The organism is Candidatus Schekmanbacteria bacterium RIFCSPLOWO2_02_FULL_38_14 (assembly GCA_001790855.1).
In the GTDB taxonomy this organism is placed as follows: Bacteria; Schekmanbacteria; GWA2-38-11; order GWA2-38-11; family GWA2-38-11; genus 2-02-FULL-38-14-A.
In genome coordinates, this window is the sequence record MGDH01000009.1 from 92561 (window position 1) to 115041 (window position 22481).

Annotated in this window: 16 protein-coding genes and 1 pseudogene; all 17 read right to left on the bottom strand. The window is 33.8% G+C overall.

From position 1 onward, the window contains the following. Positions 1-1128 (bottom strand): hypothetical protein, encoded by a 1128-nt coding sequence (locus tag A3H37_09000; protein ID OGL51150.1) that lies wholly within the window; start codon positions 1126-1128, stop codon positions 1-3. 3 nt (positions 1129-1131) lie between these two features. Then, positions 1132-2244, bottom strand: coding sequence for a hypothetical protein (locus tag A3H37_09005; GenBank protein ID OGL51151.1), 1113 nt, complete (start codon positions 2242-2244; stop codon positions 1132-1134). A gap of 18 nt (positions 2245-2262) precedes the next feature. Next, positions 2263-4215 carry a hypothetical protein gene (locus tag A3H37_09010; GenBank protein OGL51152.1) on the bottom strand — a complete coding sequence of 651 codons (1953 nt, stop codon included), beginning with the start codon at positions 4213-4215 and terminating at the stop codon, positions 2263-2265. A 251-nt stretch (positions 4216-4466) separates the two neighbouring features. Beyond that, positions 4467-5699, bottom strand: coding sequence for a hypothetical protein (locus A3H37_09015; GenBank protein ID OGL51153.1), 1233 nt, complete (start codon positions 5697-5699; stop codon positions 4467-4469). A 186-nt stretch (positions 5700-5885) separates the two neighbouring features. Next, positions 5886-7082, bottom strand: a complete 1197-nt coding sequence (locus A3H37_09020; GenBank protein OGL51154.1) for a hypothetical protein — start codon at positions 7080-7082, stop codon at positions 5886-5888. A 103-nt stretch (positions 7083-7185) separates the two neighbouring features. Then, positions 7186-9126, bottom strand: coding sequence for a hypothetical protein (locus A3H37_09025; GenBank protein ID OGL51155.1), 1941 nt, complete (start codon positions 9124-9126; stop codon positions 7186-7188). 131 nt (positions 9127-9257) lie between these two features. Beyond that, on the bottom strand, positions 9258-10436 hold the full coding sequence (locus A3H37_09030; protein OGL51156.1) for a hypothetical protein: 1179 nt from the start codon (positions 10434-10436) through the stop codon (positions 9258-9260). A 5-nt stretch (positions 10437-10441) separates the two neighbouring features. Next, positions 10442-11482, bottom strand: a complete 1041-nt coding sequence (locus tag A3H37_09035) for a hypothetical protein (GenBank protein OGL51157.1) — start codon at positions 11480-11482, stop codon at positions 10442-10444. A 33-nt stretch (positions 11483-11515) separates the two neighbouring features. Beyond that, complete coding sequence (locus tag A3H37_09040; GenBank protein ID OGL51158.1) at positions 11516-12496, bottom strand: hypothetical protein; 981 nt, start codon at positions 12494-12496, stop codon at positions 11516-11518. A 59-nt stretch (positions 12497-12555) separates the two neighbouring features. Then, positions 12556-13398, bottom strand: coding sequence for a hypothetical protein (locus tag A3H37_09045; GenBank protein OGL51159.1), 843 nt, complete (start codon positions 13396-13398; stop codon positions 12556-12558). Between the two features lie 117 nt (positions 13399-13515). Further along, positions 13516-14142 (bottom strand): annotated as a pseudogene (locus A3H37_09050) (hypothetical protein). A 220-nt stretch (positions 14143-14362) separates the two neighbouring features. Continuing rightward, entirely contained in the window at positions 14363-16063 is a 1701-nt protein-coding gene (locus tag A3H37_09055) for a hypothetical protein (protein ID OGL51160.1), read from the bottom strand. Positions 16064-16397: 334 nt separating this feature from the next. Beyond that, positions 16398-17708 (bottom strand): hypothetical protein, encoded by a 1311-nt coding sequence (locus A3H37_09060; GenBank protein OGL51161.1) that lies wholly within the window; start codon positions 17706-17708, stop codon positions 16398-16400. Between the two features lie 211 nt (positions 17709-17919). Next, complete coding sequence (locus A3H37_09065) at positions 17920-19098, bottom strand: hypothetical protein (GenBank protein OGL51162.1); 1179 nt, start codon at positions 19096-19098, stop codon at positions 17920-17922. Between the two features lie 73 nt (positions 19099-19171). Beyond that, on the bottom strand, positions 19172-20395 hold the full coding sequence (locus tag A3H37_09070) for a hypothetical protein (protein ID OGL51163.1): 1224 nt from the start codon (positions 20393-20395) through the stop codon (positions 19172-19174). Between the two features lie 9 nt (positions 20396-20404). Further along, complete coding sequence (locus A3H37_09075; protein OGL51164.1) at positions 20405-21097, bottom strand: hypothetical protein; 693 nt, start codon at positions 21095-21097, stop codon at positions 20405-20407. A 177-nt stretch (positions 21098-21274) separates the two neighbouring features. After that, positions 21275-22474 carry a UDP-4-amino-4,6-dideoxy-N-acetyl-beta-L-altrosamine transaminase gene (locus A3H37_09080; protein ID OGL51165.1) on the bottom strand — a complete coding sequence of 400 codons (1200 nt, stop codon included), beginning with the start codon at positions 22472-22474 and terminating at the stop codon, positions 21275-21277. Positions 22475-22481: the final 7 nt, after the last annotated feature.

Below are 22481 nucleotides of genomic sequence, written 5' to 3' on the forward strand. Positions count from 1 at the left end.
TTATAGCTCATAAATTCTCTCTGTTTCCTTAACCATTCGTTCTGCTGTATAATTTTCCAAAACCCTTTTTCTTCCTTTTTCCCCAAAACTATTTCGTAAGTTATCATCTTTTAAAAGCGTAAGGATTTTATCCGCTAACTGGATTGGGTCATTAGGAGGCACTATAAATCCCGTTACACCATCCTCAACAACCTCAGAGTTTCCTCCTGCATCTGTTACAACACAGGATTTTTTTGCAGCCATTGCCTCCAGAATGGCTATGGAAAACCCCTCTCTCAATGAGGACAGAACAAAGATATCCATAAACTGCAATAGTTCCGGAATATCAGTTCGAACCCCAGAAAAGATAACCTTTTCTTTAATTTCAAGCTTCTTTGCTAAGTTTTCAAGTTCATTCCTCAGAGGCCCATTCCCTACGATGAGAAAAGCAACATCCTTGTATTGATCTGATAGAATTTTTGCAGCTTCAATAAAATACCTTTGGCCCTTTTGAAGAGTAAGGTTTCCCACATTTCCTACGATTTTAGATCCCTCTTCTATAAAAAATTCCTTATAAAATCTTCCCTTGTTAATCTCTTTCGCTAAATATAAATCTGGATCAATTCCATTGTAAATAGTTATATATCTCCCTCTGCCAAAAATCCCCTTTTTCTGATTAGATACTCTTACCCTCTCGCATACTGAAATAATCTTTTTGTTAAGCAAGCCCAGTATGTTGCTGATGACAGAAAAAAGAAGCCCTTTTTTATAAAACTGATTCTGCACTGTATGGTCTGTCCTTATTCTATTCTTTACCCCAGAAAGAAGGGCAGCCACTATAAACCAGTTATTCACGACGAAATTGTGGGAATGAATTATATCTATCTTTTCCCTTTTTATAAATTTTATAAGTTTTATCAAAAAGAGAAGAGGAAAGATTTTTTGTTTATTAAACATAAAAGTTTTAACATTAAATTTTTTTATTTCCTCCTCTAACTCTCCTCCACTTGTCAGAGAACAGATAATCGGTTCAAACCTGCTCCTATCATGGTAGCGGGCATAGTAAGACACTATCTTCTCTGCACCTCCCATTTTAAAGGAGTATACGCCATGCAATACCTTTCTCTTTGATAACTTATTTTTTCCCAATTTTTAGCTTATCTCTCCTCTCAGAAGATCTTCGTAAATCCTCATATAGTCTGAAACCATTCTTGAAATTGAAAAGTTTTCTAAAACCGATTTCTTTGCCATTTCACCAAGCTTTCTTGCCATGCACTTGTCTTCAAGCAGAAAAATAACTTTCTCAGCAAGTGTCTGCCAGTTTCCCGGAGGCACAAGGAAACCATTAACACCGTCTTTTATCAACTTAGGGTTGCCACCAACATCTGAAGCAATAATAGGCCTTCCAGAAGCCATTGCTTCAAGCAGAGCTATAGAAGTCCCCTCAGATCTTGATGGAAGAAGATAGATATCTAAAATTGATAGAATCTCCGCCACATCACCTCTAAGACCTAAAAAAATAATATAACTTTCTAAATTCAACTCCTTTATCAGTTCCTGAAGCTCTTCTCTGTACTGAATATCTTTAGGTCTTATAGCGTCCCCTAATATTAGGAGCTTTCCATCTTTGTATATACTGAAAATTTTTTGAGCTGCTTTTATGAGAAGATCATATCCCTTTACTGGTTTTATGTTTCCAACAGCTCCTATCAATGGAAAAGCAGACAGCAAATTAAGTTCTCTCTTTTTTGAAGAAGAACGGTTATTATTATCAAATTTTTTGATATCTATCCCATTGTAAACCGTTAAGACCTTCTTTCCTTTAATTACTTTACAAAACTCATCTTTCAAAAAATCTGAAACTGCTATTATCCTATCTCCAAATCTTGCTAAAAACCTGTAGGCAAATCTTCTTTTCCTAGATCTTAAACAATCCATTCCGTGAATAGTCATAATAATTTTACACCTTGTCAATTTCGCAGTTATAAAACCATAAAAATTATTAACGAAAAGATGAGAATGGATTATGTTGATTTTTTCTCGTTTCACAAGTTTCATTAATGCTCTGATGTAATGAAAAATATTTTTATCTTTTTTGCTTATAATCTCACAAGGCACCTCTCTCAATTCCTTTTCAAATCTACCTCCTTCTCTTGAACAGATATAAACATCAACTCCCCTCTTTCTTAGTTCTTGGGAGAGGTCTTTAACAACCGTTTCTGCTCCTCCCAAATGAAGATTCCCTATCATCTGAAGAACTCTCAAACTTTCCCCTTTAAAAAATTATTTTTCCTCTACAAACTTCATCTTTATGAGGAGAGAACTTACTTTAAAAATCCCTTTCGGCTTTTTTCTGAACCTGATCCCATTCCATCCTTTTTTAAGCCATGATTTATCGATAGGAATCGGTTCAAATGTATAATCCTTCCAGTTGAAATCTTTGCCTCTTCCTTCTGGCAGAGGAATTGGACCTTTCCCGTTTATAAAGAATTCTCCTTCGTTAAGGTTATCTGCATCAAACAATGTCAATATTATAAAAGCCCTTCTCGTTTTTCCTGGATCAATATCTACAAAAACAGCAGTTCCTTTTTCACTAAGTCCATCACTTTTGGTAAAATCTAAATCTCCAGAAAGTCCTGAAAAATCCTTTTCCTCTTCATGGATCTTTGGAAAAAGATCTGATTTATATTCGAGTTGTAAAGTGATTTTTGTTACCTTAAAGATTCCGCCTTTATTCTTGATAAATTTTATCTCATTTTCACCATTTTTAAGCCAATTTTTTCCAATCGCAATTGAGTCAAACTCAAAATCCTTCCAGTTAAAACTTTTTCCTTTTCCCCACGGTAGGTCTAATGGTCCATTTCCATTTATGAATATCTTCCCTTCAGATGGATTATCCGCATCAAAAAGAGATAAAAGAATAAAAGCCTTTTCTGCTTTTTTTAGATCAACGTCTATCGGGATATTCATTTGCCCTTCATCAGGACCTGCTTTTTTAGTAAAATCCAGAAGACCAAAGCCATGAAACTCTATCTTTTTATTTTCTAACAGAAGTTTTACATCTTTTTTTAATAAGATATCACCTTCTCTTGCTTTAAAAACAATCTCTTTTACTATTGTTCCATCTCGTGTTTTATACTCTTCAGAAAGTAATATATTCTTAGAAGAGATATTAGGATTAACAATTACTAAACCATTAGTAAATTTTCTAAAGACCGCTCCATCTTGTTGATAATAATTGCCATTAGGTTTTCCTAAGTCGAGTTCATAAAATGGATACCAAATCATCCCTTTAAAATTGTATCCTTTCATATAAGAAAAATATGCATTATCACCCTCTTTTACCAAGAGATAAGAACAGTAAAGTCTCAAAGCATCGGCCTCTTTTTTCCCAATGGCAACAGGAATAGAAATTTTATTTCTCTTGTTAATTACACTGATTATGTCTATTCCCTCCTTAAAGTCCTTAAAATAGAAATTGCCATTGTTAAGCCAATTCTCATCCATTGCTCCATCACATGTCGCAAGGTATTTAAGACTATTTTCAGTATCATATCCACGAACCTGATTGAAAACTAAAATCCTTTTACCTATTGCCTCCTTTATAGCCTTCAGAAAATCTACAGAAATCTTCCACCATTTTTCCTTATTCATACCGATAGGGGTAGCGGATGAAAATTCACGGAAATCAGAGCCATAGGGATAATTTACCCATACATTATCCAAAAAGATTCCATCATAACCATTACTTACAAGCTCTGCCGCCAGTTTACTATAAAATTCTTGAAACCCTTTATTTTCTATATCAAGACCAAACCTTTCTTCTTTTTTATTAAGATACACCCTTACCCTCCTGCCATTTTCATCATGAAAAAACCAATTTTCATGAGAACTTATTTCCTTCCATTCTTTATACATCCTAAAGCCCTTACTGTTTTTATTCATATTTTGCTTATAAATCTTTTCCATATTGGAGACATCAAAAGGACTCATATAGGCAAGGATTATAAGATTTTTTTTATTATCTTTAAGAATGGCCGGAGGGTTTGGGTACCAATATGAATCTAGGATAACTAGATCAAGTTTTTTTGCCATTTCTTTGAATTGCTCATCAGAATATTTGCCAAAGCAGTAGCCAAAAAATCTTGCAAATTTAGGGTCTGCAGAATAACTCGGCAATCTCAATAAACAAAAGCAAATAAAGATAACATAGATTATAACCCTCTTATTATTCATAAATCGCCCATCTTCCTAAAAAAACAGAGCCTCTTTTTTTGAAAACTAACAACTTATAATTTTATAAAAGAAATTTATTCTTCATAGTGTTAGCTTTTTGAAAAAATCAATATATGGTTTTGCTCCATTATAAATTTATTTTAGCTTCCCCAGAAGTAAACGTCAAAGGCTTCTGAATATAAACATCATACAGCTTCGATAGTCAATTTTTGTGAGAAAATGAGACGCAACAAAGTAGGTAATACGTCACTTTAATATATAATATTTTCATAGAAAATATTATAAAGTTTTTCAATATTTTTATTAAAGTCAAATTTATCCTCAACTGTTTTCCGAGCATTAAAAATTATTTCCTTTCTTGCAACCGTATTGCAACTTAAATATTTAATAGCTTCAATTATTTCTTGAGGAGATTTCTCGTTAACTAAAATTCCATTTGTTTTGTCAACTATTAGCTCATTTTCAACTACTGATAACCTAGTTGTTATCACTGGCAGACCTGTAGCCATTGCCTCAATTAAAACATTTGGTATGCCAAACTGATATTTCCTGATAGCAGGTAGCACAAATATATTTGAGTTTCTATAATACTCAATTACCTCATCATATGGAAGAGCTCCAGTGATTATTACATTATCTTCTAAACCGTATTTTTTGATTTTATCTTTTATTTGATTCATCAAAGACCCTTGCCCAATAATAATCGTTTGGAAATTATTATTACACTGCTTTAATAAGCGACATGCTTCAATTAGATAAATGTGACCTTTTAACTTTTCAATCCTCCCAACAGAAAGAATCTTTAAGTTGCTAAAGTCTCTTTTTTCTATAAATTGAAATATATCTAATTTAATCCCATGATAACTTAAAAATATATCTTTATTTACAGTTTCACGGAAGCACTTGCTAAGATACTTTACATTTTCTCCGGTGCAGGTTATCATAAAGCTAGATCCTTTTATCTTTTCCCCGAGCATTGTAGTATCTGCATAAATATCAGTCGCATGTCCTGCAAAACTATATGGAATTTTAGTAAGTATCTTGATAATATATGCTGTTAATGTTGGATAAGTTGCATGCATTGCATGAATATGAGTGATATTTTCTTTTTTTATTTTGTATGCGTAATAAACACTTTTAGGGAATAGAATCAGATTTTTTATAAAAGTAATCCACCCCCCTTTTACGCTATTTTTGATAACAGATATTAGTGCTTGAAAATATTTTTTGGGGTTGGTCAAAATAAAATATATGTTGCTCATAACAACTCTCATAGAAAATAGATATCCACATCTGATAACTTGGATTTTTTGTTCAATCTCCAATGCATCAGACTGAATTTTTTCCCATTTCTTATTCTTAAGTGAAAAAATTATAATGGGCATACCTTTCTTCATTAATCCATTAATTTCTCTTGATAAATAGGTTTCAGAAATTGATGGGAATCTTGAAAATATAAAAGCAATTTTTTTATCTAAGCTCATGTTGTCTTTTTGTATTTGACTATTCTTTTGTTTCAAAATCATTTTTTTCATTAATAGAAAAAATGTTCCTATTACTTTAATATGACAAATCAAGAAAACAATCAGTTGTCAATAAATTCCAAGATTTTTATCAATGTTTTAAAACCTAATTCTGAATTTGAAAAATATTGTTGGAAAATATCCTCCTCATACTTTAGCCTTTACCATCTCATATCTCAAAATCTTTATAGAGGTCAATATCCCTGAAAAAATATAAAAAAACCTATAATATTGCTGAGATAAAAAGAAACCTGAAAACAAAAATGCTATAAAACCAATTCTTAACCCTTGTGAGATGCCCTTGAGATAAGAATATTCCCCATTTACAAAAAACTTTTCAGAATCCCTGCTACCTTTTATCACTGCAAAAGCAATCGCAATATATATAAATAAATTGACAAGTCCGGTCTCAGTGGCAATTTCCAGATAGGTGTTATGGGCTACATGCTCAACATCAACTCTTTCAAACTTCCCCAATCGCGCCCTTGCCATTCTGAAAGCACCTATTCCCACCCCAAAAATAGGACTTTGTTTAATCATCTCTTTTCCATCCTCTATTGCAATAAGCCGCGCTCTTATGGAACCATCTGCTACCTCCTCATTTGCAGTAATGGTATCCATCCTTTCCCAGAATGAACCAGGTGTTTTATAAAAAAGAAAGGCAAGAAGGGCTATCATTAGAACCAGATATTTTAAATTCTTCCTCTGCAAGATAAGGAGCTGAAAGAATACTATAGCACTTGCAATCATTGCACCTCGTGATAACGTCCTGGTAAAAAAATAAGAATAGGAGAAAAAAGAAAAAACAAGAAAGGCTTTTTTTGCAATGGAGGATTCATTTTTCATCAAGATAATGGTAAGAGGCAAAACCATAAGCATATGGAGGCCATATTCATTAGGGTCACCCCCTATACCCCCATAAAAGGAGCCAAGTCTATATGGAAGCAGGCCTTCTCTATGAGCAATAAATGTTCCCAGATTATCAAAGATGGTAAATATAAGAATTATCCATACAAATCGCTTTATTGACTTTTCATCATCAAGAACCATAATAATCAGAAAAAAAAGTGTTATGGGTTTATATAGTTCTGGCAGAATTTCCAGAGACTCATTAAAATAGGGTGAGATTAGGACAGAGCTTAGAGAGAAAAAGAAGAAAAGGATGAAAAGAATGGCTTCAGAGCTTTTGGGAATTCGAAATTTTCTTGAAAGAAAAACTAAAATCAGCGTGATGATAGGAACCACCAGGGCAAGACGTAAAGGTATCAAAGACTGATATCTCTCAGCAGGTCTGAAAAAGAAAAGAGCTAAATAAACTACTAAACCCCAGAAGGAAAGATTCAAGTTCTTTCTCCGCAAAAACTTTTATTTCTTAATTCTATCTAAGACTTTCGCTAACTTCATATATTACTTACTTTTTTTGAAAATTATAAAAAGATGAGGAATTCTATTGATTAAACAAGTTTGCAAGATCCATTTCAGGCTTTTCAACCTTTGGTAGATCATAGAAGATTCGCAACCAAATCTCCAACACAACAAATGACCATATATCCACCCATGACAGAGTCCGAAAAATATAGAAGTCTTCATATAATCTCTTTAATTCTTTTTTATCAAAAATATCTCGCGCCGCAATTCCCTTTTCAGAAAAGACATAATCAACAATAGGTTTAAGATCTGACCGTAACCAGACATCAAAAGGAATCTTAAAGGCCATTTTAGGGCGTTTTAAAATCTCTTTCGGCACACTACCTGATGCCAAACTGTGCAAGATATATTTTTTAATTCCATCTTTTGATTTTAAGTTATTTGGTAGATTCACACAAAATTCCAAAACCTGCACATCCAAATATGGAAACACAGGTTCAGCATCATAAAACTTACAAATACTATTATAAGGCATCAACTGTTGATTTGGCATATAAGTCTTGAACGCTATGTATGTATACTTATCTGAAATTATCTTTAGTCCGGAATTTTTAAAATATTGAATGTATAAGTCTGGAATTGATCTTATGTCTCTCATATTCTCATTTGTAAAAATTCTTCGGATTCTTTCTTCCCTGATCACTGACCCTTTCCATTTAAAATAACCAAGGCTTGAAAAAAAATAATCATGAATACCTCTCAAATATCTTATCTTAAATTCTTCTTTTAAATAGCGGGAAAAAGCCTCTGACATTTCATAAATTCTTCTTCTGTTTTTTACTCCTAATAACTTTATAAAACTCAGATATCTTTCAATTACGTTGAAATATGTCCATCGCTCATCGAGACCAAATAGAGTATCAGCGCCTTCACCCAAAAAATAATGTTGTATGCCTTCAACATGCCCTAACTTTGAAACAAGCTGGAGTTTAAACCCACTGTTTGAAACAGGTGTATTCATATTCCATACCATATTAACAAGATTATTTCTTATATCGTTAGCTTTAAAAACAACATTTGTATGAACTGTGTTTAAATGCCTGGAAACAATTTCCGCATAAGAAGATTCATTACTCTCTTTTCCTTCGTCTCCAAAAGTCACATGAAATGTCCGAATTGGCTCTGCATAGTATTGATGCAGTAATGCCGCCACATAGCTTGAATCAATCCCACCACTTAACAATATCCCTGCTGAAGAAGGCTCAATGCTGCTGCAAATCCTCCTCACAGTATTTTCAAGTAAATCTTTCATTTCCTTCATAGCTGCTTGCTCAGTTATATTTTGGTTAGACTTAATTTTTATATCCCAGTATTGTTTCAGAAACAGTGTATCATCTTGATATATGAGATAGTATCCAGGCAGAAGACTATATAGGCCACTAATCGGAGTAGCAGGCTGCTCAAATGCTTTCATAAAAAGAAAATGGAAAATACCTTCGATGTTCAATTCTTTCTTTATTATTTCGCTTGCGAGTATTCCTTTTACAGATGAAGCTAATAAGAAGAATTTCCCATTTTGATCCTGGTAATAAAAAAGGGGTTTTTCACCCAACCTATCCCGGGCTGCAAATAATCTTTTTTTGTGTTTATCCCAAACAGCAAAAGCAAATACACCTTCAATATATTCTAAACAATTTTCTTGATATTCTGCATATAGGCTCAGAAGTAATTCAGCATCAGAGCAATCTTCTTTAATTTCGTATCCATTTTTTCTAAGAATATTAAGCAACTCTAATCTATTTAAAACCTTACCATCAAAGACAACTGCTGCTGAATCTGTTATATCAGCATTGCCTTTATCTTTATCTTTTAACCCACCGTATCCTAAAGCAGCCTCTCCATAGGAGAAAAAATTAACACCTGAGGATGAAATAGTGGCTTGAGCCTTACACATTTGAGAAATATAATGGTCTATATTTTCAGATAGTTTTCTATTAAAAATAGCGCCAGCAAAATTCATTATTGCCTTAAATATTCATACGTCAATTTCAACCAAGTGACGGTTCAAAGTTGAAAGAAGGTAAATCCTCAATTTATCATGGTTAAATAAACTATTAATTGATATATTTCAATATATTTACCTATATTTTATTATAGATAATTATTTTTTGTTATATTTCTATAAAAATCAATATATTGCTTAGAAACCTTTTCAAGAGAAAAATCCAGCAGTGCTTTTTCTCTTGCTTTTTTGCCAATTTCATTAGCTTTTAAAGGGTCATTTAATAATTTTAAAATTTCCTCAGCCAATCTTTCAGGATTATCTTGCGGAATAATAATTCCCTCCTCCTTATCTCTCATCAAGAAATCAGATATTCCGGGCATTTCAGATATTATGCAAGGTAAACCACAAGCCATAGCTTCTATCACAACATTTGGACAGCCTTCCTGACGCGAGGGGAAAACAAATATATCAGATGCTCTCAAATAATTACTAACTTCTTTACTTTCCCCTGTAAAAATGATATCATTTTCTAAACTGTACTTTGAAATTTTATTTATAATTTCTCCAACAAAAAGATTATTTTCTTTTTCCAATATTTCAAATTTATTAGGTCCTACAAGAAGAAGAAATGAATTTTGAAATTCTTTATTTATTATTTTAAATGCCTCAATTAATATATCTACACCCTTTCTTCTAATAATTGATCCCATAAAACACAGAATTTTTTTATTTATTGGCAATCCTAATTTCTCTCGTAGATATCTTTTATCTTCTTCTGGATAAAATTCATCCATAGGCTTCCCATTAGGTATTAATGCCACCTTTTTAGTATCAAATTTACAATCATTATAGGTTTTGACCATAATTGGAGAAATGGCAATATATCCATCAATTAATGATAGCAAAATATATCTCCATCTTCCCCTCCGACCTTTTTTCTTTAGCGTGACCATATCATCACTTCCATAACAAGCTGATTGAAAAATAAACTTTTTCTTAAAAAGCTTACAAAATAGTAATGAGGAAATATAACCCTTAGCAAGACTATTGGAATGTATAATATCAAAATTATTTCTCATTTTTAATAAAAGTAAAAAAAAATTTAATCCAAATAATAATTCCCCAAAATATTTCCTTTTATTAGATTTGAACCTATAAATTGGTATCCCATCTATTACATCACAGGAAGAGCTGTTATCATAATTACAAGTAATAATAAATGTATTAATATTTTCTTTTTTAAACTCTTTACATAGTATTTCAAGAAAAATAGCACGCCCACTAAATATAGGCTTATATCTGTCAATCAGCATGCAAATATTCATTTAATTTATTGATTTATTACTCTTTTAATCTTCTTATCAAGATATCTGACTATTAACCTTTTGGGGATAAAGGTTGAAATTAAAAAGCCCTTAAGGTTCTTAAAAGTGAGCTTATATATTAGGCTTATTAAATAGTAATCTCTTGCTAAATGAAACATATTTTTCTCTTTAAAATAATAGTAACCTATTCTATAATAGGTGTTTGATATGTTAAAATTAATCTGCCTTCTTTCTTCCTTGGACATTTTATTCCAATAGCGACTCTTTACATCAATCCAGACCTTTAAAGATTCGCTAAAAGTTTTTGGTCTGTCTCTATTCTGATTAGCAAGATTTTGTCCATGACACAGTATATTACAACCCACTTTCTCCAAAAAGCATACATCTATTTTTTCGTCTTTGGCAATCCTGATGACTAAATGCTGATCTTCACCGATCAGAATATCCTCACTAAATCTATATTTATCCAATAATTCCTCACGGAACACACTTGACTGGATTGGAATGAGATATCCCTTCAATAAGTATCCAAAGATATTCTCAGTAAATTTTCTGCAAAGAGGGCTATAAGTAACTACTTCATGAGGTATCTGTTTTAAAGCAGTTGTTTCTCCAAAGAATGATTCATTGATTACTTCCTCACCCTTAAGGTATCTGCATTCAGAAAATACTGTCCCTATTTTTTCATCTTTTTCTAAAATACTTATACAATCTTTTAGATGTTCCTTTTCCCACCAGTCATCTGAATCAAGAAAAGCAATATACTTACCTCCGGAGGCTTCAATTCCTGTATTCCTTGTAACACCTGCTCCTCTTTTATCTTTTAAGTTATTTATCAACCTGATATTGTTATTGTCTCTTATAAACCCTGTTACAATTTTTTCAGTTTCATCAGTTGAATGATCATTTACAATTATTAATTCCCAATTTTTATAGCTTTGTTCTATAACACTTTCAATAGCTTTTGGTAAAAACTTTGCTCTATTATATGTTGGAATAATCACGCTGACTAAGGATTTGTTATCTGACCCACTAACTTTATTCATTTATAACTTACCTCCAAATTGAGCTCTTTTCTATTATCTCAAACTATGTCTTATTTGACGAATCATTTCTATAATCGTTAAAGGAAGAAAGGAAGCACCCCAAAAGAGCCAGTTTTTCCAATTAAAAAACTGGTAGCAGATACCTCGAAAGAATAGTAATCTGGATTCCTTAAAGAGGTTTTGACTAAAATAGCTCCAGCCAAGAGACCAGCAACGTTGACTCAGAACTTCCTTAACTAAACCCTGAAGCTCACGGGGAACCCAGTTGTTCACAAGATGTTTTTCGAAAACTCTGATATTAGCATGACCCCACCGAAATCTTCTAACATCAGTAGCTCCAGATAAACTATCCAAGCGATACCGATATTTATAGAGTACACGGTTGATATAGATAAACTTATATTTTTTGGCAATCCGTAGCCAGAGGTCATAGTCCTCACCGATCTTGAATGTTTCATCAAACATGCCGACTTCCTCCATGACCTTTTTCTTCACAAAAACCGAGGAAATGCAGCTACCAATGAGCAATTCTCGATAAAACCAGCCATAGGCAAGGTCTGTGGTTGCACTTCTATGCTTGTTAAACCAAACCTTGAACCTGTCAGCGCAATTCGATTGTTGGATGACACCAGATTCATCAAACTTCAAATAATCCGTGAAGGCTAAGCCAGCCTCTGCATATTGTTGAAAAGCTTGTACTGTTTGCTTTAGTATATCTGGAAACCAGATATCATCAGCATCCAAAAAAGCGATATACTCCCCTCTTGCTGCTTTTATGCCTGTGTTCTTGGCCTTTGATGGACCACCGTTTTCTTGGTAAATATAGTTAATTTCTTTCTCAAACGATTTAGCTACATCTCTGGTATTATCCGTTGAACCATCGTCAACTACAATAATTTCAAAATTTTTATATATCTGATTCAAAATAGATTCTATTGTCTCCCCTATATACTGAGCACAGTTATAAGTAGGGATTACAATTGAGACTTTAGAAGATACTGTTGGCACTGACAAGTTTTATTCTCTATTAAAGTATTTATAAAAAACATCTAAGTAGTAAAAAATTTTTAAATTTATTTAGAACCAATGTAAAATCTTATCCTTCCTGCAAAAAATCCAATAATGTAAATAAATCTTAGTTGTTCAATAAAAGCATTCTGTGGATAAAAAATTTGTATCCATAAATATTTGAATAATTCTTGAATGAGCTGTTTTATAGAATATAAAGGTATACCCAAAATATTTCTATAACCATAATATCCCATCCGGATTCCTCGCAATTCACCCTCATCATATCTCCATTTTCTAAAATATGATTTTTTAATTCGATGTGCAGGTATACAGTGATACACTAAAATATCAGGAGAATAAAGAATCTTCTCTCCTCCTTTTAATAATGATTGAAAAAACTCTGTCTCCTCATCTGCATATAATTTCGTTGGTAGTCGGCCTAGAGTAGTATCAAAATATCCATACTTTTGAAACAAGGAAGACTTAACTGCAAAGTTGGCTCCCCATATCTCAGGAGAATCTATATAAAAGGGATTTTCTCCATAGTCAAGTAAAGCCAAATAGCCATATAAATCCTTTGTTAACCACTTTGGACATGGTTTCTCCCATATAGGGAGTATTTTGCCTCCGATACAACCTACATAATCTTCCTTGAATATTCTATCAATATTGTGGATCCAGCTTTTTTCAACAATGACATCATCATCAGTAAAGGCGATGATCTCACCTTTTGCCTCCTTAACTCCTGTATTCCGAGCATGGGAATGCCCCTGCTTTCCTTCAAAAACATATCTAATATTTAACTCAGAAGACCTTACAAAATCTTCAACTACTTTTCTCGTATTATCACTGGAATTGTTGTCTACCACAATCACTTCCCATGACAAGTTTACTGGAACTGACATTTCTTTAAGACTCTGAAGTGTCTTCCTTAAACTTTCAGAACGGTTGTATGTACAGATAATTAAAGATATCAATTAACTTCACCTATGATCTTACCCCGAAAATATGGACACACACAATTAGACAGCATTAACTTTTCCTTCATAAGTTAATCTTTCAAAGTTTTCAGGTGACATATACCTTAAAGCCGAATGTCTTCGTTCCCGCTTGTAAAACATTTTAATATATTCAAATATAGAAAGCCTTGCTGATTCCCTGGTCTCATAACTCTCAAAGAAGACATGTTCTGTCTTTATTGTGTTAAAAAACGTCTCTGTTATTGCATTGCCATAACAATTACCTTTACTGCTCATGCTTTGTCTTATCCCATGGGCTTTTAATATCTTTACTATGTCGTTACTGGCATATTGTATTCCCTGGTCAGAATGAAATATCAACCCATGGTCTGGATTCCTTTCTGCCAGTACTTTAAGCAAAACTTTTTTCACTATATATATCACTTCTTAAATATCTTTCCAGTGCCCACTCTACTATTTTTCTGCTGTATATATCAAGTATTATTGACAGATACAGCCAGCCTTCTTTTGTCCAGATATTATATCTGATGACCATACCTGATTCTTCTCCTCTGCCATAAATTCCTGCTGCAACAAATCAGCAGCTGTGGTTTTCTCATGGTTAGATCTTGTCGTCACCTTAAACCGGCGCTTTGTCTTTGCCATTATCTTATTTTCCTTCGTAAACATGGCTATCCTGTTACGGCTGTATGGGACTTCTTTCTCTTTTGATAATGTACTCTTGGCTATCCCTAAATCTCGCGCTACTGATTCCTTGCTTCTGCCTCCTTCTAATACCAACTTCACCGCGTCTCATTTGAACTCCTTATCATATATTCTACGATTTCCTCCCATGGCTCACATCTCCTATCTTTATTATTTACTTTTTGGTTTCGGTGTGTCCACTTTTTTAGGGTAAGATCAGATTTTCTGCTCTCGGGTTTTTGGCAAGCCAGTTCCCGAAAGGATTTATTTGCTTGCCAAAATACATATTGATTTTCCCATCAAGTGCCTCAAATACCTTGTTAAAATTCTCAATTTCTACTGTAGATGAAGAAAGATAAACGTATAGTGTTCCATTATCATCATGCAACAACTCAAACTTTCTACAGGTTGCCCGTCTCTGTTCTGAATTATATTTAAAATCAAAAAGCCATTTCATATATTCTATCCATTTTGACGGACAAGTATAACCATTATATTTTGCAATGTCATAATCTGGTGTTACATAGGATAATGCTACAACAACACATTTTTCTTCTTTCAAATGATAATATTCTGGAAGAGATTCATTGTTATAAAAGAATAGAAGGAGATCTGCATCAAGCACTTTTTCTCTCTCAAAAAAATATTGTAAATGATTTTGAGTAGTCCAATCCGTTAAAATCACACACTCCTCAGGTATAAGTTTTGCCATCCTCCAGGCATTACGATAATCTGTTCCTTGGGTTTGATGGAGCGCTAAAGCATTTTTGCCATTTTTTGCAGAAATAAAGGCTATAAACAAAATCAAGACAACAGGAATAAGTTTGTTAAGGAATCTTAATTTTTTTTCTTTACCCAATAAATCCTTTATGGATAGGGCAAACAAAAGCATGATTGGAACCAATGTTGTGATAAAAAATTCTTTCTCACCAGGCAACCACCAAAGAAAAAAGATGAAATATGTCATTATCCAGATTAGCAAAAATCTTCGAAACTTATTATGATATGTTGCAGGTTTGCTAGCTTTCACTAAATTCCAAATAAACAGAATGATTAGAAAGGATACCGCAATGTAGCGAAACCTCCTAGGAAGTTCAACGACATTCCACAATTGGCTCTTCAGAAGCTTTTTGATACCAAGTAAACTGAAATGCTCAAGGCTTCCCCAATTAGGATCAGGATAAAAGCTATAACTTAAGCAGAATCGAAGAAAGTTTGCAGCAGTCCTGTTTTCATCAATAGAAAAAAAGGCTAATATATATGCTAATAATACAATTATACCAGAAAGGGACAAAATTATTATTAAAGACTTATATCTTTGTTTGTTTTGTGTAGCAATGAAATAGTAACTAAATGGAATGCAAAATAACACATTTGTTTGATGATAAAATATAGCCATTGTGAGTAATAGTAAAAGCGCGATAACTTTAGCATTATCGAATTTGTTCGACATGAGACGAGTAGTCATAATTAATACGAATAGGGTAAGACAAGCTGTAGCAGGGATATAAACTTCTATTTGTGTTGAAAACACCAAAATTCCCCGAGAAATAAGGAGAAGAATTGTTAATAATGTGGAAAAGAAGGAGGAAAAGACTATTACGTCTTTAAGAATAACATAGAATGACAAGATGACTACCGTAGCTAATATGATATTATGAAGTTGAGCAGCAAATATTACATCGCATGATTTACATATCAACGTAATAGCCGAATAGGACAAGTAAATAATTGGGGTAAATAAAAGATGGTGAGGATGAAACATTCTCTGTCCTGTTTTGGCAGATAAGGCATAACTAAGACTGTCACCTGTTTGTTGAGTTGCTCGTAACATAAATAGGAGCAAGAATGTAACTATAAAAATAGACACGACCGGTATAATTTTAATTTTGGTTCGTGAAAGCATGATTCAGATAGAACCTCCTTATAGTTCGCTACATTAAGGAATACTCACAGTTTATATCTAACTGCCAAAAACATTAAAGCTTCCTCGCCTTAAGCAAACATTTCCATAGATTACTTTCTCTTCGATCAGACGAATTGTTTACGATTTTGAGTGATAGAGATATTCTTGCCGCTCAACGACCGAGTTGAGCGATGGTTTGGATAACGAAGCGAACTGGTTCACGAATGTTATGCGACCGGTCGCTCCAGCGTTTTGTTGGCGTGTCGCGAATCAGCGCACAGGCAACGAAATTATGATTTAGGGTAATATCATACAATATTCTCATATAACATAATCAACTAAAGTAACTTTTCACCTGTTTATCAAATATATTGTACCAAAGCTCTTTGGACTTTTTTGCCTCAAGGCTAAGCTTTTCCCGGAAAACTCCGTCCTCAAATAATTGTACAATATGATTTACTGCCTGATTTGTACTGGTCTCATTTAGAGGTAGGGCTAATCTTCCATCTTTCCAAAAACCACAAAGCCCACGAGCTTTTTGTAAGTAATAATCACCATCATGAATACAGACCGCTGGAACTCCCTGACTTAAAGCAAAAGTACAAAAATGGTACGATACTCCGACTACACCAAATGCCTTGCCAAGTATTCCCTTGACCAGACCTGGAGTCAGGTTATTATTCTCCATCACTAATATTTGTGCAGAACGCACTAATTTAGCCAACTCTTTTCCTGATACGATATCACTATCACCCGGATTTAATGCTATAGGAACAATCACTATCGGCATTTGAAAATAAATTCCAATTTTATCTAAAATAACAGCAATTTGTTGTAAATGCCTCTTTTGCTCTAACGCATAGAATGCAATACGGACGTTAAACGCCAGAAATTCATTTTCTTTTAATCCATATTGGTCTAAAAGATTTAATATAAGTTCATCATCTGCTGGAGAAAGTCCAAAAGAATCATCTCCCATAACTTCAAATTGTTTCGCATCTATATGAGCTTTTTGACAAAAACTCAAGGAATCTATCGGTTCACGCAAACCTACAAAATTAGACTTACGCAAAACTCTGCACAAAGCCTTCTTAAGTATATTGGACTTAAATGGTCCTATTTGCTGACCTGTAAGTACTATAGGTTTATCCTGTTCAGCAAATGTGAGTAGCAAACAACTCTTTTTAAACAGTTCTTCAAGAAATGTATCAGTCAGGTTACCACCACCAACGATGTGCAGAGCATCAAACTGTTCACAAAATTCACTCAGTTTTATGCTCTTATTTTCTGTTTTTGAATAATTAGCAATTGAGAGTGAACCTGCTGGAAAAAATCTTCCCAGACTCCACAATGTAATTTTACGAGACACCTTTCGCCAACAATTGCGGTATCTCCTGAAAAACGGTACACCTGCAAAAATATTCATAAAAAAAGATTTCACTATATATTCATTATATTCCTTTTGTCTGAATACCCCAGGAAAATCCCATATCACAGTCTTTAAACTCTGACTATCTACCACAAATATTTCAGCTTCTGGTAAAATGCTCTTAAGTCTTAAGACAACTCCTTCTATCATAGCAGTGTCCCCTAAGTTGCCATATGCACCATGATCTACAAGGAGTTTCATTTTTTTGTTAGCCATATATATGCCACCGCTCTCAGTTAGGTTATAAATTTTATCATATTATTAATAATACTTTCCCCATCATAGACTGAAATAATTATTAATATCGGTGGTTGATAATTGAAATCATCCTTACCCAATTCTATGCACAATCTTTACACTTTCAAGTAGGAATCTTTTCGTCAAATTGCTTTATGATTATCACATAACAATTAACATACCAATAACCTTACGGAACTGACTTCAAATTGATAAGGAGTTTTCTTACTATTTTCTTTAAGCGTTTAATAAAACCGATTTTCTTGAAACCGCTTAGCCTCAGTCGCCTTATTCCTCTATAATATCGCTCAGTTAGACAATCATTCAGAGCTTTTGCCAAAGCAGGATCATTACCTAACCTTTTAACAGCCTCCAAGTTTTCTTTGTAAGAAGGGATGTTTAATGGATTTGATATTTCAACCCGAGCTAATGCTTCTAAATCCAGTGGACGTTTAAAGGTCGTACAACGTTCCAATACACCGGCTATTCGCAGGCTTACCATTGTACGTAAACATTTTTCACACTGACAGCAATTGTAAGCTCCTTGCCGGTTCTCCCAGCAGACTCGAAGCGATTTCAGAGCAATGTCATTCAATGCGATTTGCTCGACTTTTTCAATCCTAGTGGCTTCGCAACCATCATGCACTATCTCTGTCTCTTCAGTGCTCCATAATGGGTCCAGTATCGGATGAGAACCTGTTGGAAGCAGGTTGGTGTAAGAGAGAGAAGCAGCAATGTAAACCTTTTTCAGTTGTGGTGACAGTAGAAGAGCAACACTCGCTAAGGCTGCACCATGATATAGTTTCCACGGAACATAACAATCGGAGAACTCTCGCAAATTAGTCTCTACTTCAATAAGTTGCTTATGGAGTTTGCTGGCAATATCCCGGATCGCTTGAGACACTTTGGCACGTAGCAAAGTGTCATCCAATCGGATGTCGAAACCGTGTACAAAAATTAGTTTGGTGATTTCATTGCGATTTTTCAGGAGTGTATAGAAGGAATCAACACCTCCAGTGAAAAAGCACCCAACACCTCTGTCGGTATTAGTAACAGATTCAGAAGTATTCTTGGTTTTGGCTTCGACTGAAATCTTTTGGAAGCTCCGATCCCAAACATGAAAAATTTCCTGAATTCTGGGAATAGATTCTAGAAGTTTTGGGAAAACATCTCCAGTTATTCGCAGGGAGCCATCCGCTTTCATTGCAGGTAGCAGTGTTGCTGCCAAAAAAGTCTCAGCTCCGGCAGATAAAGAACCTCCCGTTATCCGGTAGTATATCTCATAGCAACTTCCATTTATGTTAATCGAAGCAGAAACGACCTGAGACACGTCCTCGTCTGAATACCTTGGCTCACTAACTATTACCATTGTCTTTTTTTAAATCCATTAATTGTTATCTGATACTTCATGTATAACTATTATGATGCATGTATCAGCTATTTCATTCCTCTTTTATAATATCCCAAGATACCGGGACATCAATAATGGCATACTCCGAACTTGGCAGTTTTTTGGCTATTTCATCATTCTGAATATTTATAATTAAATCTGGTTGTCCAAATTCATCCAATACACGACCAGTTGATATATCAGTAAGAAAGAGTCGCATCCTGTAGTTATTAGGTAGTAAATTACAATTAAACTGACATGTTAATCTCCTAACTCCAGGTTTTATAACTATGTTTCCTATTTCTGAGCTAAGTCCAATGTAATCCTGCCCATCATGGCTTCCAATTTTAATAATTAAATGCGATTCTGGAAACCCTAGTGGCAAATTGCATTCTATCATTAATTTAATTGGGGACCCAAAAGGAATTGATGAAATTTTACTTCCAGAACAGTTAATTGGCGTAACAGTAAATGCCATATCATTTGATAAAATTGATTTGCTTTTGTTGCCAGATATTCTACTAACAAAATCGCGATAAGTTTTGATAGCATGGTTTGGATCTCCTATATGTTTTATTTCTCCATGTGCAAGCACAATAACTTTGTCACACAATCTTGCAACTTGCCTAACATTATGGCTTACAAAAATCAAAGTTGTACCACTGGAAATGACTTCTCGCATTTTTAATAGAGACTTTGCTTGGAAACCAGCATCACCCACACTTAACACCTCATCTACAAGCAAAATCTCAGGGTCAACATGAGCAGCAACAGAAAAACCCAATCGTGTATACATACCGGATGAGTACCGTTTTACAGGAGTATCTATGAAATCCTCAAGCCCTGAAAATTCGACAATCTCATCGAATTTTTTATCTATTTCATTTTTTTTCATTCCAAGAATAGCACCATTCAAATATATATTTTCTCTTCCGGTAAGGTCCTGATGGAAACCGGCTCCAACCTCGATTAATGCACTTAATCTGCCATTAACCTTGATGTCCCCTTTGTTGGGTTTTAAAATTCTGCTTAGCAATTTAAGTATTGTGCTCTTCCCAGCTCCATTGGGACCAATAATGCCAAGCGCTTCTCCACGCTTGACTTGGAAAGAAACATCCTTGATGCTCCAGAACTCTTTATCCAGCAATTCTTCTTTCTGACTCCCTTTGAAAACCCTTTTAGTCATAGAAGGAATAAAATCTCTGAGAGAGTTGTGCTTCTCTCCTTTTTTAAATTTTTTCCAAACATGATCAAATTCTAAAACTACATCATCCATTAAAATTCCTTATATATTTTCAGCAAAAGCAGGTTCGAGATTATCAAATATTTTCCACGAAACTAAAAATCCAATTATTGCCCAACAAGCGGAATAGGTTAGCCAGAGAAAATCAGGCGGATGATGTAATACAACAACATCATTTATAGCCTCAAGAATAGAACCTATTGGGTTTAGAAGCATTATTGGAGCCCACTTGCCAAACATCTTTACCTCGTAAAAAACTGGGGTAAAGAATATTCCGAATGTAAGGATTACCTCAACAATATATTTTACATCTCTGAAGAATAGATTAGAGCATGACAAAAATAAACCGAAAGCAGCCGTTATAAGAATTAACAAAATTAAAAGAACAGGAAGCCACAATAAATAGATGCTCGCTCCTATTCCTGCTATCACAAGTATTACAAAGAGCACCACAGCGGCGACTGCAAAATCAAATAGATTTGCCAATACTGATGAAAGCGGCAAAACCTCCCGAGGAAAATAGATTTTTGTAACAAGATTGCTCTTACCTACAAGGCTGTTTGTTGCAAACCGAATTGACCCGACAAAGAACGCCCAAGGAAGAGCCTTGACAGAAACTGATGCCAATTCCATAAATTCCATTGGTTTTCCTGAGACAATAGAGAAACCTTTTTTAACAAGTATTCCTGCACATACAATCATCATTGGCATAAAAATAGCCCATAAAAAACCCATTACTGATTGCTTGTATCTAACCTTTATGTCCCTCCATGTAAGCATAAAAAGAAGATGTCTGTATTGAATGAGTTCGTTTATAGTTTCTCGCATTTTTTCTTTCAAACTCCTATATACACTTTTAAACTATCATTTTAGTTTTTAGTGCTAAATTATTTTTATTACTTATTAAAGCAGTTATTTTGAATACCATTCCAAAACTCTTCTCACAGCCAAGGTTACATCATCAATATCTTTGTCAGTCAACTTTGCTGAAAGAGGTAAGGAGATAGTTCTCTCAGAAATATATTTTGCATTTGGAAAGTCTTTGATATGAAAGCCAAAAGTCTCTCTATAGTATTTATGCAAATGTAAAGATATAAAATGAATGCCCGTTCCAATATTTTCTTTTTGTAAAGCTTTTTGAACAGTATCACGGTCTACTTTTAGTCTATCAATATCAAGTATTAATGTATAAAGGTGTCTTGCATGAATGGTTTTATTTTCTGGTTTTGGTGGTAAAGATACTGGTAAATCTTTAAAAGCATCATCATATTTTTTCCATATTTTATTCCGCTTAATAAGATATTTATTTATTCTTTTCATTTGATGAATTCCTATAGATGCCTGCAAGTCCATCATATTGTATTTGAAACCTGGGAAAGTGACTTCGTAATGTTTAAACCCTTCATCTGAATACCTCTTCCATGCATCCCTACTTAAACCGTGCAAACCATACATCTTTATTTTATCAGCCCATTCTTCATTATTAGTGGTAACCATTCCCCCTTCTCCTGTTACTATATTCTTAGTAACATAAAAGCTAAAACATGTTAAATTTCCAATGTTACCAATTTTCTTCTCTTTATAATATCCTTCAATACAATGAGCAGCATCTTCTATAACAATTAAATTATTCTCCTTTGCAATTTCAAGAATAGCATCCATATTGCAAGGTCTTCCGGCAAAATGGACAGGAATTATTGCTTTAGTCTTTTTTGTCAAAACACTTTTTATTTTTTCTGGATCAATATTCATGCTCTCTTTCTCAATATCCACAAAAATCGGTTTTGCTCCTACATGAAAAATTGAATTAGCTGTTGCACAGAAAGTCATAGGTGAAGTAATCACTTCATCGCCCTTTTGAATACCAGAAACTATTAGTGAAAGATGTAATCCTGCGGTACAGGAATTTAAAGCTATTGCAAATTTTGAACCTACATACTCTTTAAAAATATTTTCAAATTTTTCTACTTTAGGCCCTGTGCCTATCCATCCACTCTTTAACGAAGCAACAACTTCTTCTATTTCTTCCTTCTCTATTATTGGATTCCCAAAAACCAAAAATTTATCTCTAACAGGATCCCCGCCATTTATTGCTAATTCTTTTCTCGCCATAGATATT